The sequence below is a fragment of the Microbulbifer sp. MCCC 1A16149 genome (genome assembly GCF_050368945.1).
In the GTDB taxonomy this organism is placed as follows: domain Bacteria; phylum Pseudomonadota; class Gammaproteobacteria; order Pseudomonadales; family Cellvibrionaceae; genus Microbulbifer.
The window spans coordinates 2,747,476-2,763,454 of record NZ_CP185959.1; the positions used below are offsets into that span (position 1 = coordinate 2,747,476).

Consider the following 15,979-nt stretch of genomic DNA (forward strand, 5'->3'; position numbering starts at 1 on the left):
GCTCAGAGAATAGAGATTGCAAAGGCCACTCAATACATCGCGAACCCAGCATCAAATCACTTCGGTGAATATCCAGCTGTTTCGAAAGCGGCATTCCCGAAAGCAATAAATCTAGTGGTTACATCAGTCAGAATGAGGGGTGCGTGCCAGTAACTCGGGCACCGCCCGGATAGACCGCTCAGAAAAAGTGGAACTAGTACTCAATATCCTGCAAAGAGAAGTGACACGCAAGTGCCCAAAAGGACCAATTTTCGCGATTTTCTTTATATAAAGCGGGGATTTAATGGTAAGTCAGGAGAACAGCGGGGAAGGGTTGACGCGCGGAGGCTGGCAGGCCGACTTTGCCATCGGCCCCCGCTACAAAACACAGCCAAATTACATTTCAATTACATGATTTAAGCGACTTGCGAACGGTCAGATACCATGACGCGCAGCCACTGGCCAAGTAGAGCCAGTGGCACTCAGCTCATCTCTCCACGGGACTTGCGCACGGTGCCGATAACTGACTGCAGGGCCCGCTCGAACAGCATTCCATCATCCAGCGGCATCAGCTGTGCATTGCGCAAGGCGTGTGCCAATTCGATGCGGGTAAACTCCGCGACTTTGGCGCCATTGCGATTCACGAAAATAAACTGGTCGATGTCTTTAATCACCGCAGCGAGACGACAGCGGAACTGTTCCTCACCCCCACGCTTCAGCTCAAACCAGCTGCCCTGGGCCAGGCGGAACGTCTGCTGCCAGTGAGAGTCACTTTCCGGCAGGGAATCCACGTCGTCACTCGGCTCGGATACCAGCTCGACTTCCGCAACTGCCTGCTCCAGCTCTTCCATTTGTGGCAGCTCGGCGACCGTCGCTTCTTGTTCATTTATGGTCGGCGTATCCGCAACCTCTTCCGTGACAGGTTGCTCAACCATCGCGGAGGTCGCTTCTGTCTCCTGCGCGCGAAGCGTCTCTTCCCGCACCTCATCGCGCGCTTTGCGGCTGCGCTCTTCGGTAATGGATTGGGCCAGCGCAAAACGCTCCCGGTAGACCTGCTTGAGGTCGGTGAACATGCGTCGCGCATCGAATGAATTCAGGGATACCACTTCCACCCCTGCTTTCAAACGCTCCTGCAGGGCAGGCAACAAACCCAGCAACTGTTTGCGACTGTCGGGCATGGGGGCATGCACACTCCAAACCAGGTCCCTCGCGGTGCGCACATCGCGGCTCCAGCTTTCGCTATCGGTGCCTTCTTTGATACACGTCAGGAACAGCATGTTGGCCCAGACCTTTTCCAGCCACTCCACCACTACCGGTGGCAGATCGCGTTCGGCCATCAATGCGTCCATGACCGCAGCAACACGCGCCCTGGCCGCCTGGGATTTCGCCTTGCCGTCGGCTTCGTCGACTATCCGCCGTTCCAGCTTCTCGGCCCGCTTGCGCTCGCGCAGGATGAACTGCTGGAAGGAATCCAGCAGCTCGGAAAATATATTGATGTCCTGGTCAAACTCGGCGAGGACACGCGCCACCACTTCGCCGACTTGCTTGTACAGCGGATCGGATTCGTAATTATCCTTCGCCTGCCAACCGGTTGTGGCGTCAGCGAGTTCGTTCAGCAGTTTGCGCGCGGGGTGTCCCCCCTTGCTGAAAAAGGATCGGTCGGCAATCGCTACTTTCAGCAGTGGCAATTGCAGGCGCCCCAACTGGGTCTTGATCGGCTCGGCGAGGTTGCGGTCCTCAAGAATAAAAGTGAACAGCATTTCCACCAACTTGATGATGTCGCTGTCCATTTTTGCCAGTGACGCAGACTGGCGCGCATCCATAAGTCGCTGCTGCAACAGGCTGTTGACGTTCAGCAGCTGAATACCGCCCTCGTCGTAACTTTCTGGCAGGTGGCCCTGCAAGGCACCCAGGTGCGAAAGCAGGTCCTGGGCCCCCATCGGGGCGACGCCGGAGTTAAGCGGCAGCAAGCCGTGGCTTCCCGCGGAGGCTGCCGATGGCGAATAGTTGCCTGTGTCGGTGTAGCCGGTGTCCCGCCCGTTTGTCTGTCCCGCTACGGGTTGCGCGGCCGGCTGGCGCTGGGCCGTGCGCTGCTGGCGCGCCGCGCGCCGCTGCTGTTTGAGCGATGGCAGTACACCGTGTTCGACAAATACTTCATTGCACTGCTCGTAGAGCTGGCCGAGCTGCTCCATTACCAGGTGCTCGAACTTTTTCAGCAGTGTCAGTCGCGCCCGAACATGCAATTCCAGCGGACGACAGGCCTCGACAAATGCATCACAGATTGCATCGGGACCGATGGGATTGTTTTTGTCGTAGACCTTGACGGAAAGAAGGGTATTCAGGCGCAGGGAAATTTCGGTCAGCGGCTCTGCAAAATCCCGCTTGGCACTGGCGACCATGGTATCCACTGCCACCAGTTGCTCCAGGTCATCATTGTGCACCAGCGACAGGTTGTCTGCGGAATACGGATCATCCGCATCGTCTGCAGAAACTTCGCGAACCTGGAATGACTCCGCTATATTTTCGGAAAAGCGCTCCACCACCTTGCGGCGCTCCACGCGCAGCATACGAAGCGCCTGGAACAGGCCATCCTGCTCGTCCTGCCCGTGGGCTTTTTCCGCCATGGCAAACAGCGAGTCATCTACCTTGGCAAATACGCGCTTGGCCTGCTCTTTCAGCAGCGCCTGTGCTTTGTCCTTCACTGCGGCGACCGGTGCCGGTAGCTTGGGAGTACGCTTCATTCCCCGCTCCCGATAAACACCCTGCATGGATACCACATTGTTGGAGTCTTTCATTGCCATATAGCCTCGGCCGGCGGGCCTGGTCACAGGAGTGCCGGGTGATGCAACCGCAGGGGCTCTGGGATGCGCCCTGCGGACCTGTTTTATTCTTGCTTCTGGTTCCCCGTCACATGGGGCTCACTACTGTCGCGGGACAGCGGATACGCAGTGACCGATTTCGGTCGACGGTAGATTCTACGGACACGCAAACCAATAGCACAACCGTATCGTCGTTGGCGCAGATCGTTTTGCGACGATCATCACAGGCCCGCTTCCAATCCCGGCAATGCTACGCCCCCGAACTGATCCTGGGCCGGGCACGTCAGTGCCCCGAAAGACGTTGCCGGCCGGAAATAACCACATCCATACTGACAGCGAGCTACATTTTGCTAGTATTCGCAACCCAGCAATATCGCCCCCTAACAAGACGCCACCCGATCACCGAGGTTCAGCCATGACACCAGCGACTGTCGCCATCCCCAACCTGCAACAGGATATCGAGCGCTCCGTCCGCGACGCGCTGGCAGAGGATGTTGGCGATGGCGATATCACCGCCCAGCTTATTCCGGCGGAACGTCAGGCCAGGGCCAGGGTGATTACCCGCGAGGACTGTGTGTTCTGTGGGAAAGCCTGGGTGGATGAGGTATTCCGCCAGCTCGACCCTGCGCTCAAGGTGAAGTGGCACGTGCAGGACGGCGATCGCGTTGCCGCTGACAGTACCCTGTTTGAGCTGGACGGCAACGCCCGCACCATTCTGACCGGCGAGCGCTGTGCGCTGAATTTCGTACAGACCCTGTCAGGCACCGCTACGACCGCAGCCGCTTATGCGGCCTTGGCGGAGGGTTCCGATATCAAGATCCTGGATACCCGCAAAACCATTCCCGGCCTGCGCAGTGCGCAGAAATATGCGGTGCTCTGCGGAGGCTGTGAAAATCACCGCATCGGCCTCTACGACGCGTTCCTGATCAAGGAAAACCATATTGCCGCCGCCGGCGGTATTGCCAACGCAGTGGCCCAGGCGCGCCAGATCAAACCAGGCGCGCTGGTGGAAGTCGAGGTGGAAAGTATTGACGAACTCAAGCAGGCCCTGGATGCCGGCGCCGACGTGATCATGCTGGACGAATTTACCGACGCCATGACGACAGAAGCGCTGAACCTGGCGCAGGGGCGTGCCAAGATCGAAATCTCCGGCAGTGTTAATGAGGAGCGCCTCAAGCAACTTTCCGGACTGGCGGTGGATTATATTTCCAGCGGCAGCCTGACCAAGCACCTGCGCGCTGTGGACCTGTCATTGCGCCTGCTTTCCGAGTAGAGCAACCGACTGATCAGCCCTCGGGGTGTTCACCCACTGCCGACCTGTTTGCACACTGCTCTTCCTTCACATACTGCGCTGCCGCACTGGCAGCGCTCTCCGCATGCATGACGCGGCCCACATCCGCTTGCGGCAAAACGCTCTCCCCTCCAACAACTTCACGCAGGTGGAATCGGGGACGACGCTTGACCTCCTCGTATATCTTGCCGAGGTATTCGCCAATCACGCCGAGGCAGAGTAACTGGACACTGCCAATAAACAGCACCGGGACCATAATTGACGCCCAGCCCGGCACCACGCTGTTGGATACCAGCTTCACGATCAGCACCCAGACAATCAGGCCCAGGGAAATACCACCGGAAATCAGCCCAAGCAGGGTAATCGCCCGCAACGGGGCAATGGAAAAAGCGGTGACGCCCTTCCAGGCCAGGGACAACATGCGACGCAGGGGGTATTTGCTTTCCCCGGCCAGGCGCGGGCGACGCGCATAGGAAATTGTCGACGAACGGAAGCCCAGCTCGCGCACCATACCGCGCAGGAACAGGTTGGTTTCCGGGTACTGCAGCAGCGTGTCCACGGCCCGCCGCGACATCAGGCGGAAGTCCGCGTGGTTGAATACCAGATCCACCCCCAGGGCCTGCATTACGCGGTAATAGCCTTCTGCGGTCATCCGTTTGAACCAGGTATCCGTTGCCCGCTCCTTGCGTACGCCGAACACCACCTCACTGCCCGCCAGGAAAGCATCGATCATGGACGCGATGTTTTCCGGGCCGTCCTGCAGATCCGCATCGATACTGACGACCATGTCTTCACTGGTCTGCGAAAGCCCCGCATACAGCGCATTCTGGTGACCGCGATTGCGCGACAGCGCCACCGCTACGATACGAGCATCTTCCCCGGCCAGCTGTTGCAGAATTGGCCAGGTACCATCGCGACTGCCGTCATCCACATAATAGATTTTTGAACCGGCAGCGATACGACCGCTGCTTTCAAGTTGCGCAAGTGTGTCGAGCAGCTCGGCGGTGGTATCTGAAATCACCTCTTCTTCGTTGTAGCAGGGGACAACGATCGCCAGTGTCGGCAAAGCCTGTTCGGTCATGGGTTCCATTCGGGCTCCCGGTATATCCAGAAATGATGCAGGACAAAATTAACCACCAGCGTGACCAGGGTGGCGACAACCTGGGCCAAAAGATACGGAGCCACGGCCAATGCCAGGGAAAAGCACAGGGTATTAATGGTGAGTCCGAGCGCTGCCACTAGCACAAACCTGGGCAGTGCGCGGCGATGTTGCACTCCGCCTTGAAACGTCAGGTAGTAATTGAGCAGGTAGTTGGCGAGCGCCGAACAGCAAAACGACAGCGCCGAGGCCAGCACTGCGAACACGTCCAGCACTTCAACCATGGCCACCAGCAAGCCGTACTGCAAAGCGGTGGCAAAGCCTCCCACCAGAGCAAATCGTCCCGCCCGTGAAATCAGCCTGGCGGCAGCGAGCGGCCAGGCTGGCTTTTGCGCACCTGAAACAGGCGCGTGCGGTGAGTCTTCAGACGGGCGCATCATCGGCTTCCCGCTGTGGCTGTTGCACTGGTTTGCCTTCGATTCCGGATTTGGTGGAATCCGCATGCCCGGCGGCAACGACAAATCCGGGGCTGGCCTCGCGCTCTTCAGTCAGCTCTTCCGTCTCTGTATTTTTGCGAGACACGCGCCGCCGCAGGGCACCGGCTACCAGAAGCGCCTGCACCAGCAGCATGCCCTCCGCCGGTTTGCGATAACGCCCTTCATTGACGGCGATCGGCAACAGTCCCTGCACCAGGATCCAGGTTCCCAGCAGTACCGCAAACAGCCGTGCACCTCGCAGGCGACCCCAGCACAGTATCGTACCGATCAATAACAACAGGGTCAGTGGCGCCCACAGCCAGCGACTGTGGTGATTGATTTTCTCAAGGGTTCGTTCGCGATTGTTATCCGGCCAGGACGAACCGAAAAACAGGTAGACCAGGTTTTCCCTGGTCAGGGACAGGTAGCGCTCCAGCGTCATCGGATAGCGCGCCAGCGCCGTCGCCCAATCGTCAGCACCGTTTTCGATATGGATCCTTGCGTGCACCTGACCATCGCGGCTGGTGGTCCAGTCGCTGAGTGGCGCCAATGGTTTTTCCCCAGTGGAAGGAGAGCCGAACCAGTAATTCCACTGCGCGCCTTCGCGGCTGTAATGCACGTGGATCTCGCGCTTGCCGGAGCGCAGATACAACGCCACCAGCTGGCCGATACCGTGGGGAGAAATCATATGCATGGCCGCGTAGCTGCGGTAAGCGAGCGGCCCCATCAACAGCGCCAGTAACGCGAGACTGTAACCCGCCTTGGCCAGCTTGCGCGGCTGTACCAGCCACAGCCAGGTAGTTACGACTGCAGCGAGGGGAATGGCGATGCCGCGGGTCAGCCCGGCACAGGTCCACAGCGTCACCATCAACAGGAAACTTCCCAAGGTCTGCTTCCGTCGACAGCGCCAGCTGGTATACAGCGCTGCTCCCAGTAGTGGCAGCAGTAATGTCTCCTGCATGAAATAGCCGTAGATGGCGATCCACGATGGCAACAGGGACAGCAGTGCCCACACCGCCGTGGCCTGCAGGCGTCCCGGCAACAGCTCCCGCGCAAACCGGTACCAGAGCCACGGTGTCAGGCAGGCTAGCAATGCGGTGTAGAGAGCGACAAGAAAGGGCTCGCCCAGGGTCAGCTTGCCGAGGATACCCACGTAGACCTGGTACATCACCGGATCGGTTAACGTCATCGGGTCGCGCCGCAGGGTCTGGGTGCCCTGCTCCCAGTGACGCTGGGGGTCGCTCCAGATATGGTCCATGGGGTTGTGGGTGAACACGTGATCCACCCGTAGCCAGATACCCACGGCAATCAACAGGTAGAGCCCCGCGTAAATCCACCAGCGGCCATCGATACGCTTGGCACCCGCGGGAATCCGCTCTATCAGCGATCCGCGGAAACCGCTCGGCCCGCGCAGATCGGCGAGGGTGAACTGCCACCATTGTCGCAGCCTGGCCACCGCTGAATTCGAACTCGCTACACCCCACCCCATCGCACTGCTCCTACACGAGATCTACAGTTCTTCAGGCACCGGCGGTGCCGGTCGCATTCGCTTGTGATGCCGAGATCCCGGAAACGAGAGGCTCGGCCGGCGGGGAATCTGCGCCGCGGTTGAACAGGCGGCCGTGGCCGAATCGCAGCACCGGGAACCAGCGTCCCAGGAATGCGAAGGTACCGCGCTGCTCAATATAGCGGGCGTAAGCGACGTAGGTAGGATCCCAGGACAGGTGTCGCTCCTCAGTGCGCGCGCGCATGAAGTAAATAAAATTCACCAGTAACAACAACAGCGAGTGCCGCAGGGCCTCAGGCGCGCTGACACTGACCATGAATGGCATTGAGATCATCCACCAGGAGATGTTCTTGCTGATATAGGCCGGGTGCTTGGTAAAGCGGTAGGGACCATTGGTAAGAATCCCGCGGTGGGTAAGGTTGGAAAAGCGGATACCGAACGGGATGCTCGCCCATACATAAATGGCAATCAGCAACAGGATAGCGCTACCCCAGATGCCGTAGGCCACCGGCGTATCCCAGAACCAGTAACCCCAGGCTGGGGCATCGTCGTATTTCAGGTAGGTACCCGAGAACAGGCTCCAGAACGGCTGGTACCCGATGAGTGCCACACCCCAGCCGAGGAAACTGGGCTCGGCGGTACGGATATGGGAGTCGAACAGCCGCAGGGTGCAAACATACCCGACAGTGACGAACAGCAGGTCGATGTAAAACAGGAAATTGAAGGTGAAATCAAACACTGCCTTGAAACTGCCAAACAGCCGCGCGAAATCAAAATTGAGCAGGGTGTTCAGGTTGTTGCCCATATAGACAAACATCAGCGGCAGGAAGAACAGCTTTACCAGCCACCCCAGATACAGCTGGCCAATCGCCTTGCCGGAAACACCTTTGCGACGTCCCAGCACCCAGCTGCCCAGCTGCCAGTAACTGTCCTTGGGCTCGCCCATGGCGCCGTCCAGCAGGTAAAAATAAGGCACCGCCAGCAGCATCCACCAGGGCAGTACCGCCCGCACCACGGAAAAATAGTTGTCGTAGAAGGAACCGTGGTACTCCGGGAAGAGCCAGTAAATGAATGCCACCGAGCCCACGGCCAGATAAAAGCCCAGCAGTTTTACCGCAGTGCGGCTCAGGCTGTGGTTCTTGCGGTTGAAATCAAGCCCGGCGGACGGGTTGCGATAGGGTTTGAGAAACAGCCACTCGAGCACGATGATCGGCAATGCAAGGGCGACGGCAACCACAACCAGGGATTGGGTTTTCACCGCGAGGTGCTGGCCGTACTCCCGCAGCCAGACCACGGCCGCCAGGGAAATCGCCAGCGCACAAAGATTGATCCAGACACTGGTAGGCGCGCTCGGGCAGTTGAGCGTCTCTGCAGGCGCAACGGATGATCGCTGCGCACGTTTGTCAGAGCCGGACGACCGTCTGGCACCGGCGGGTTTATTTTTTATTTTTTTCATACTGAGTCCAACTGGTACATCGCGACTTGCCGGCCGCCACTCGATCACAACCAAAGTGGTCAGACCAGAGGTCAGAGTTGCGCCAGTTTACCCCTATCCTCGCGCCGCTTCCACGGTGCGTTGGCGCACATTGCCCACCAGCGGGAGTCAGTCCTCAGTTGCGGCGCCAGTTTCGTTTTCCACTTTCTGGTCCGCCTCAGGATGGTCGTGAACCGACCCGCCACTCGAGTCAGCACGGTGCTGGTGATGATCGTGATGAGCGCCTCCATGCGCAGCGCCGGAGTGACCCTCCTCCTGCGCGGCGGAATCCCCTGCCTGCTCCTGAGACGGCTCATCATCGGCATTCGGCCCCGGGTGATCCCCGTGGGTCGAGTGATCGACCGGCATGTGCTGGGCTTGCTCCGCAGCCGGGCCACTATCCACATCCCCCGCCATCTGGTGCCTCCCGGCGCTGTGGGAGGAACCATGGGAGCTGTGTTCATTGTGAGTATTGTGAGTATTGTGAGTACCGTGAGCCCCGTGCGAACCGTGTCCGCCCGCGCCCCATATGGTCCACAGGCCGAATACCAGCACCAGCAGCGCCATCCCCAGTCGCACGCCCGGTTTCTGTACCAGTATGCGCAGGCGAGCCGCGGCAGCACCGGTCGCCAGCACCGCCGGCACCGTGCCGAGGCCGAAGGCCAGCATGGCCAGGGCCGCCTGTTCGCCACTGCCCTGTGCCAGGGCGAAAGCCAGCGCACTGTACACCAGGCCACAGGGCAGCCACCCCCAGAGTGCACCCAGTGCAATTGCCTGCGGCGTGGAATTGACCGGCAACAAACGGCGCGAAAGTGGCTGTACCGTCCGCCAGAGGACAGCCCCACCCCGCTCGAGCCAAACCAGACCTCGCCACCAGTCCGCCAGATACAGCGCCATGGCGATCAGCATCAGTCCGGCCACTACCCGCAGCGGCGCCAGGCTGCTAGCGATATCCGTCGCCAGGTAGGCCCCCAGAACCCCCACCAGCAACCCCATCAGGGTGTAGCTGGCCACACGCCCGGTGGAATAACCGATCAGCCGGGGCCAGGCGGGCTTTTGTCCGGGCACCGCCAGTCCCAGCGCGCCGGAAATCCCGCCGCACATACCAACGCAGTGACTACTGCCGAAAAAACCGATCGCCAGCGCCGCGGCGAGCGTACCCCAGTCCAGCATTATCGATTTCCATCCACGTTATCCACACCGGAATCCGCGCGAGCCTCGGATTCCCGACGCTCGCTGCTCTTCCCCTGTGGCGGGGCGTGACGCGGCACATCGTCATCAAACAGTATGCGACGTCCCTCAGTCTCCAGGTCGTCGTACTGCCCGTTGTTAACCGCCCAGAAGAACAGCTTCACCGCTCCGGCGACAAACAAAATGACAATGGGTACCAGCAGGAAAATACTGTCCACGTGTTACCTCGAAAAACACTTCGGAAAAATTTGGCGAACGGCGCCCGCCCCGGTTGGCAGGCGCACCGACAGCCCTATCTAGCAGGCACTAGCTGGTCGGTTGCCAGCGCGACAGACGCAACGCATTGACCACCACCAGCAGCGAGCTCAGCGACATACCGATGGCTGCGGCCCACGGCGGCACCAGACCAAGAAACGCGAGCGGCAACGCCAGAGCGTTGTAGAGAATCGCCCAGGTCAGGTTCTGGCGAATAATTGTGCGACACTTGCGCGCCAATGCAAAGGCGCGAGGCAATGCGCGCAGATCGCCCTGCAGCAGGATTGCATCGGCACGGGACTGCGCCAGATCCGCTGCCGACATCATGGCAACTGAAACATCTGCCCCGGATAACACGGGCACGTCGTTGATGCCATCCCCCACCATCAGCAGCCGCTGTCCCTCGGACTGCAGCTTGCGCAGGTGCGCGAGCTTCTGTTCTGGCGAGGCCCCACCGCGGAAATCGGCGATTCCGGTGGCTTCCGCCAGGCGCGGCACTTCCTCCGACTGATCGCCACTCAACAGCTCTGCTTCCAGACCCTGGTCGCGCAGCGCGGCCACGGACTCGGCCGCGCTCGGCCGCACCGCATCGCCGAGGCACAGCCAGGCTACCGGCCCCTCTGGGTCCCCCAGTAATAACCACTGTCCCGGCGCCGCGGGCACTTGCAGCGACAGGGTGGAATCTTTCGCCAGCTCACACACAAAATCCTGTCGCCCGAGTCGGTAGGGAGTTTCTGCACAGATACCCGATACCCCGCGACCGGTAACCGACCGCAGTTCCCGCACCGGGCGATTGCCAAACCAGGAGCGGAAAGCCCGCGCCAGGGGATGGCTGTTGTGGCTTTCCAACGCTGCCGCGATATCCCGGATCTCGCTCTCGGCCACACCCTCGCGTAGTGGTATCACCGCACGCAGTCGCGGCTCGCCTTCGGTCAGGGTGCCGGTCTTGTCGAAAATCACCCGCGTGAGCCGCGGCAGGGTTTCCAGTACATGCCCCTTGGCCACCAGCAGGCCGAGTTGCTGCAGGCGCAGGGTGGCAGCGGCCAGTGCCGCGGGCGTTGCCAGGGAAAGTGCGCAGGGACAGGTCACTACCAGCACCGATAGCGCCACCCAGAAGGCGCGCTCCGGTGCCTGCTGCCACCAGAAGACAAATGCGGCCACCGCGATACACAGTACCGCGGCAATAAACCGGCCCGCGAGCCGGTCTGCCAACGCCACCTGGGTGGGCTTGTCCAGCTGTGCCTGTTCCACCAGCTTTTCGATGGCGGACAAGCGGGTGCTGCTGCCGGCGGCGCTGACCCGCACGGTGAGTGAGGAATCGCCATTCACGCTGCCGGCAAACACCGGGCTGTCGATCTGTTTCTGTTGCAGGGCCGATTCGCCGGTGAGCACCGACTCGTCCACCCCGCTTTCGCCGTCGAGCACGATACCGTCCGCCGGAATGGTGTCCCCCGGGCGCAGCAGTACCCGGTCCCCGGCCACCAGCGCCGTCACCGGCACCGATTCGGCGTTGCCGGAATCGTCCAGGCGCATGGCCGCGAGCGGTAGCAATTGTGCCAGACCGCCACTGGCCAGCCCGGCCCGATGCCGCGCGCGCATTTCCACCGCGCGTCCCAGCAACAGGAAGAAGGTAAACATGGAAACCGATTCAAAGTAGACCTCGCCGGTCTCGAACACGGTTGCGTAGACGCTGGCACCATAGGCCAGTCCGATGGCGAGGGATACGGGAACATCCATCACCAGCTGACCACTGCGCAATGCCCGCCAGGCGGCGGCAAAGAACGGTTGCGCCGCGTAACACACCACCGGGGTGGCCACCACCAGGGAGACCCAGCGGAAAAACTGCTCGAACTGGCTGTCGATGCCCTTGCTGCCGCCAAAATACAGGGCGATGGCAAACATCATTACCTGCATGGTTCCCAGCCCCGCGACACCGAGCCGACGCATGGCGGCGCGACGCTCCTGCTGGATCAGGCGCTCGCTGTTGGCCGCTGTAGCGGGCGCCGGGCGATAGCCGATAACCGCGAGCGAGGAAAACAAGTGGCTGACCGGGGTCTGCTGTGGATCGAATACCACCTGGGCGCGATGGGTGCTGGCATTGACCGAGACCCGCTCCACCCCTGGCAGTCGCAGCAGGTGCTTTTCGATCAGCCACACACAAGCGGCACAGGTAATTCCACTGACCAGCAGGCTTGCCACCCGCAGTGTTTCCGGTGAAGTAGTGGCAGATTTAGGGTCGTCAAACGCGCGGACAAATTCACCCTGCACTTCCGGCAGGTCGTAGGCGCTCCAGCGCGCTTCTTGCGGGGCGCCTTCCGGGCGCTCGCTACTCTGTTCGCGGAAACGATAGAAATTGTCGAGCCCACCAGCCACGATGGCGCCTGCCACCGCTTCGCACCCGGGGCAACACATGGGCTGGCGCACACCGTCGATCAGCACCGCATAGTGGCTGCCTTCAGCCACCGGCAGGCCACAGTGGTAACAATCCACCGGATGTACTGGAGAATCGCAGGAAGATGCGGGGGATGCAGAAGCGAGCGGATCGGTCATGGGCTCACGGCTCGACGGGCTTCAGGGGCACTCCATTGCCGACGTCAAAGTTGATTTCCCCTTTCAGGCGCCACTGGGCATCGCGGAACTGCTCCGGATCCAGCTCCGGCATCACCTGCAGATACCAGCGGTGCTGCAGGGGGGCCTCGACCTTGCCCCGATAGCGGCCGATGGATATCTGCTCCAGCACCACATGGGCATCCAGATCTGCCTCTACCGGGTGACTCAGGGTCAGCAGCAGCTTTTCCGGGAAATCGACCTGACCGCGAAGATCCAGGGATACGGTCTTGTCTTCCGGGGAGAACAACAGCATTCCCGCCAGGTTCAATTCCCGGGCACGCTGATCCTGTTCCGCACTGTAGTGATACATGCGGCTGTCTTTGTAATAGGTATCGCTCACCACGTCATCGCCGTGGCGCACGGCGATGGACACCATGGTAAACGACACCACGACTACCAGAATCAGTGGCGCCATCACCATCCAGAACCAAGGCTCGCGGTACCAGGGAGCCGGCGTTTGTTTATCCGCTTTGTGTGACACTAATTGCTCAACCATTGATAGATAAAAGCCCATGTAACACGGGCTGCGGGCGCGGGATACCCCGGGATGCTAACCGGGATCTGGGTCCCGCTATTTGGGGCCGATAAATACCGTTTTGTGGCGATCCTCCAGCTCCGGAGCATCCTTCGCCTGGATGACAATGACGATATCGTGTTTTGTTTCCTCGAGCTGCGCCTTCGGCACACTCACCCGGATGGGCACGGAGTATATCTCGCCGGGCTGGATCTGCATGCCCCGCTGCATCCGCAGCGAGTAGTCATACCCCGGTTTGCCCTCGATACTGATCGAGAACTGGTGCGGCTTCTGGTCCATATTGTTGATCTTGACCGTATAGACGTTCTGCACCATGCCCTGGGAGATCCGGTACATCCGCGCACCGCGGTCTCGCAGTACCTCCGCCGACACCGGCGAGCGGGTCATCACCTGCTGCGCGAACAGCCCCAGCATCAGTGCCAGCACCAGCCCGTAACCAAACAGGCGTGGCCGCGCGAACTGGGTTTTGCCAGTTTCAAGTTCGTCCTCGGAGGTAAAGCGGATCAGCCCCCGCGGATACTCCATCTTGTCCATGACGCTGTTACAGGCATCCACGCACAGTCCGCAGTTGATGCACTCGTACTGCATGCCGTCACGGATATCGATATCCACAGGGCACACCTGCACACACCAGTAGCAGTCGATACAATCGCCCATGCCCTGGGCCTTGTAATCGATATTCTTCTTGCGCGGTCCGCGCGCCTCTCCCCTCTGCGCATCGTAGTAGACCGCGAGGGTATCCTTGTCGTACATGACCGACTGAAAACGCGCATAGGGGCACATGTACTTGCACACCTGCTCGCGCAGGAATCCTGCGTTCATGTAGGTGGCAAAAGTGAAAAACGCCACCCAGAAGGCGCCCTGGGGATGGGCTTTCAACGTGGCCAGATCCACCACCAGGTCGCGGATGCCGTAAAAGTACCCGACAAAAGCCAGTGCGGTGGCGAGCGAGATGAGCAGCCAGATGGCATGGGTTCCGCCCTTGCGCAGTACCTTTTCTGCACTCCAGGGGGCCGCATCGAGCTTCATACGCTTGCTGCGGTCACCCTCACATACCCGCTCCGCCCAGATAAACATCAGGGTCCACACCGTCTGTGGGCAGGTAAATCCGCACCACACCCGGCCGAGCCAGGTAGTCACCGCAAATAGCGCAAAGGCCGCGATGATCAGTAACCAGCCAAGCAGGAATCCGTCCTGAGGACCGAATGTCATCCACAGAATATGGAACTGGCGTGCGGGGAGATCGAAATGAACCGCCTGGTGCCCATCGATATTGAGCCAGGGGATAAAGAAGAAGGCCAGCAACAGGGGCAGACCGGTGTATTTACGGATACGGGTGTAAACGCCACGGATGTGACGAATATAAACCTTGTCGTCGGATTCGTAGAGCATGCGGTAGCGGACTTCGCCATCGCCTTCCTGCTCTTCGCGGGTGGGTATTCTATCGCTCACAAAACCTCTCTTCCCGAAAAAGACCGGATCGGGTCACGACTGCAATGACTTACGACATGCAATGAGGCTTGTTTTTCTTCCCTGCGTGCCCTTCCAGCGATCTGGGCGGCGGCGCGAGGCCACCGCCCATTCCTTGACTCAGCGTTTAAATGTCCGCCGATTACTGCTGAACGTCTTCCTGACGCGACAGACTGTAGACATAGGCTGCGACCAGACGAATCTTGTCTTCGCGCAGCTTGTCTTTCTGGGCCGGCATATGGTTGCTACGGCCACCGCGAATGGTGTGCTGGATCTCTTCGCGGGTACCGCCGTAGAGCCAGATGTCATCGGTCAGGTTCGGCGCACCCAGTGCAATATTGCCTTTACCGTCCGCGCCGTGACAGGCCATACACACGGTACCGAATACCTGTTTGCCCTGCTCCGCCATCGCCGCGTCGTGCTCGAGACCATTCATCGCCAGCACATATTCAGCGGTATTCTTCACGCCGTCTTCACCGATGATCGGACCCTGGGCAGGCATCATGCCCTGACGACCGTTGTGCAGGGTCTCCAGGATTTTCTCCGGGGTGCCACCGTACAGCCAGTCGCTGTCGGTCAGGTTCGGGAAGCCGTAGTTACCACCACCGTCCGCACCGTGACAAACGGAGCAGTTGTTGGCGAAGATCCGCGCACCCATTTTGAGCGCTTCGCGGCTTTCGGCAATTTTCTCGATCGGCATATCCACGTACTGGCCGAAGGTTTCCTTGAACTCCGCCTGCGCCTTGGCCTGATCAGCCTTGAGCGCACCCACCGAAGTCCAGCCGCCAATACCCTTGAAGTTACCCATGCCCGGGTAAATCACCAGGTAAATGGCGGAGAACACCAGGGTCAGTACGAACAACAGGAACCACCATTTCGGCAGCGGGTTGTCGTACTCCTCGATGCCATCGTAAATATGGCCAGTGGTGCGGTTTTCCGGATCGTCCTGATCGTCCACCGCCACTTTGCGGTTAGCGAAAAGAACCCAAGTTACCAATCCTAGATTGGCGAGGGTGAGCACAATTACCCAAACACTCCAAAATGTACTCATTTGTCCTGCCCCTGTTCCTGTTTCTCGCCGGCTTCTTCGCCGGTACTGGTTTCGCTCTTGCGAGCGGCCTTGTCAGAAGTTTCTTGCTCGTCAGCAAACGGAAGTTTGGCGTCCTCTTCAAAGCGCTTTTTGCGCTTCGGGGAAAAGGCCCACCAGCAGATACTCAGAAATGCCAGTGAACCCAGTACAACGCCGATCTGCCGCAGAATATCGATATCCACC

General features: G+C 60.0%; 13 protein-coding genes. 1 reads left to right on the plus strand and 12 read right to left on the minus strand.

The window, feature by feature from the left end; translation table 11 throughout:
- Positions 1-461: 461 nt before the first annotated feature.
- Positions 462-2,774 (minus strand): DUF1631 domain-containing protein, encoded by a 2,313-nt coding sequence (locus tag ACONT6_RS11620; protein WP_428818678.1) that lies wholly within the window; start codon positions 2,772-2,774, stop codon positions 462-464.
- A gap of 439 nt (positions 2,775-3,213) precedes the next feature.
- On the opposite strand from ACONT6_RS11620, the gene nadC reads away from it, so the two are divergent.
- Positions 3,214-4,071 (plus strand): carboxylating nicotinate-nucleotide diphosphorylase, encoded by an 858-nt coding sequence (nadC, locus tag ACONT6_RS11625; protein WP_428818679.1) that lies wholly within the window; start codon positions 3,214-3,216, stop codon positions 4,069-4,071.
- 13 nt (positions 4,072-4,084) lie between these two features.
- On the opposite strand, the gene ACONT6_RS11630 is transcribed toward nadC, so the two are convergent.
- The 11 genes from ACONT6_RS11630 to ACONT6_RS11680 all read right to left on the minus strand — a co-directional run bounded on the left by ACONT6_RS11630 (position 4,085) and on the right by ACONT6_RS11680 (position 15,978).
- Positions 4,085-5,179 carry a glycosyltransferase family 2 protein gene (locus tag ACONT6_RS11630; protein ID WP_428818680.1) on the minus strand — a complete coding sequence of 365 codons (1,095 nt, stop codon included), beginning with the start codon at positions 5,177-5,179 and terminating at the stop codon, positions 4,085-4,087.
- Positions 5,167-5,628 carry a GtrA family protein gene (locus ACONT6_RS11635; protein WP_428818681.1) on the minus strand — a complete coding sequence of 154 codons (462 nt, stop codon included), beginning with the start codon at positions 5,626-5,628 and terminating at the stop codon, positions 5,167-5,169. The genes ACONT6_RS11630 and ACONT6_RS11635 overlap by 13 nt, the downstream gene beginning before the upstream one ends.
- The gene (locus tag ACONT6_RS11640) at positions 5,612-7,153 is read right to left on the minus strand and encodes a hypothetical protein (RefSeq protein WP_428818682.1); all 1,542 of its coding nucleotides are present in this window, start codon (positions 7,151-7,153) and stop codon (positions 5,612-5,614) included. The genes ACONT6_RS11635 and ACONT6_RS11640 overlap by 17 nt, the downstream gene beginning before the upstream one ends.
- 31 nt (positions 7,154-7,184) lie before the next feature.
- Positions 7,185-8,627 (minus strand): isoprenylcysteine carboxylmethyltransferase family protein, encoded by a 1,443-nt coding sequence (locus ACONT6_RS11645; protein ID WP_428818683.1) that lies wholly within the window; start codon positions 8,625-8,627, stop codon positions 7,185-7,187.
- Between the two features lie 147 nt (positions 8,628-8,774).
- Positions 8,775-9,818, minus strand: a complete 1,044-nt coding sequence (locus tag ACONT6_RS11650) for a sulfite exporter TauE/SafE family protein (protein ID WP_428818684.1) — start codon at positions 9,816-9,818, stop codon at positions 8,775-8,777.
- Positions 9,818-10,054 carry a cbb3-type cytochrome oxidase assembly protein CcoS gene (gene ccoS / locus ACONT6_RS11655; RefSeq protein WP_428818685.1) on the minus strand — a complete coding sequence of 79 codons (237 nt, stop codon included), beginning with the start codon at positions 10,052-10,054 and terminating at the stop codon, positions 9,818-9,820. Before ccoS ends, ACONT6_RS11650 begins: the two co-directional genes overlap by 1 nt.
- An 88-nt stretch (positions 10,055-10,142) precedes the next feature.
- Positions 10,143-12,641 carry a heavy metal translocating P-type ATPase gene (locus tag ACONT6_RS11660; RefSeq protein WP_428818686.1) on the minus strand — a complete coding sequence of 833 codons (2,499 nt, stop codon included), beginning with the start codon at positions 12,639-12,641 and terminating at the stop codon, positions 10,143-10,145.
- A 4-nt stretch (positions 12,642-12,645) separates the two neighbouring features.
- A complete protein-coding gene (locus tag ACONT6_RS11665) occupies positions 12,646-13,197 on the minus strand; it encodes a FixH family protein (RefSeq protein WP_428818687.1) in 552 nt (183 codons plus the stop codon).
- 75 nt (positions 13,198-13,272) lie between these two features.
- Positions 13,273-14,688, minus strand: a complete 1,416-nt coding sequence (ccoG, locus tag ACONT6_RS11670) for a cytochrome c oxidase accessory protein CcoG (RefSeq protein ID WP_428818688.1) — start codon at positions 14,686-14,688, stop codon at positions 13,273-13,275.
- Between the two features lie 160 nt (positions 14,689-14,848).
- Positions 14,849-15,757: a cytochrome-c oxidase, cbb3-type subunit III gene (gene ccoP / locus ACONT6_RS11675; RefSeq protein WP_428818689.1), complete on the minus strand. Its 909-nt coding sequence runs from the start codon at positions 15,755-15,757 to the stop codon at positions 14,849-14,851.
- Positions 15,754-15,978, minus strand: coding sequence for a cbb3-type cytochrome oxidase subunit 3 (locus ACONT6_RS11680; RefSeq protein ID WP_428818690.1), 225 nt, complete (start codon positions 15,976-15,978; stop codon positions 15,754-15,756). The genes ccoP and ACONT6_RS11680 overlap by 4 nt, the downstream gene beginning before the upstream one ends.
- Position 15,979 lies beyond the last annotated feature (1 nt).

Excerpts from the sequence above, each read along its gene's own strand:
- ACONT6_RS11620 (WP_428818678.1), bottom strand. The coding sequence starts at position 2,774 with ATGAAAGACTCCAACAATGTGGTATCCATGCAGGGTGTTTATCGGGAG.
- nadC (WP_428818679.1), top strand. The coding sequence starts at position 3,214 with ATGACACCAGCGACTGTCGCCATCCCCAACCTGCAACAGGATATCGAG.
- ACONT6_RS11630 (WP_428818680.1), bottom strand. The coding sequence starts at position 5,179 with ATGGAACCCATGACCGAACAGGCTTTGCCGACACTGGCGATCGTTGTC.
- ACONT6_RS11635 (WP_428818681.1), bottom strand. The coding sequence starts at position 5,628 with ATGATGCGCCCGTCTGAAGACTCACCGCACGCGCCTGTTTCAGGTGCG.
- ACONT6_RS11640 (WP_428818682.1), bottom strand. The coding sequence starts at position 7,153 with ATGGGGTGGGGTGTAGCGAGTTCGAATTCAGCGGTGGCCAGGCTGCGA.
- ACONT6_RS11645 (WP_428818683.1), bottom strand. The coding sequence starts at position 8,627 with ATGAAAAAAATAAAAAATAAACCCGCCGGTGCCAGACGGTCGTCCGGC.
- ACONT6_RS11650 (WP_428818684.1), bottom strand. The coding sequence starts at position 9,818 with ATGCTGGACTGGGGTACGCTCGCCGCGGCGCTGGCGATCGGTTTTTTC.
- ACONT6_RS11660 (WP_428818686.1), bottom strand. The coding sequence starts at position 12,641 with ATGACCGATCCGCTCGCTTCTGCATCCCCCGCATCTTCCTGCGATTCT.
- ACONT6_RS11665 (WP_428818687.1), bottom strand. The coding sequence starts at position 13,197 with ATGGTTGAGCAATTAGTGTCACACAAAGCGGATAAACAAACGCCGGCT.
- ccoP (WP_428818689.1), bottom strand. The coding sequence starts at position 15,757 with ATGAGTACATTTTGGAGTGTTTGGGTAATTGTGCTCACCCTCGCCAAT.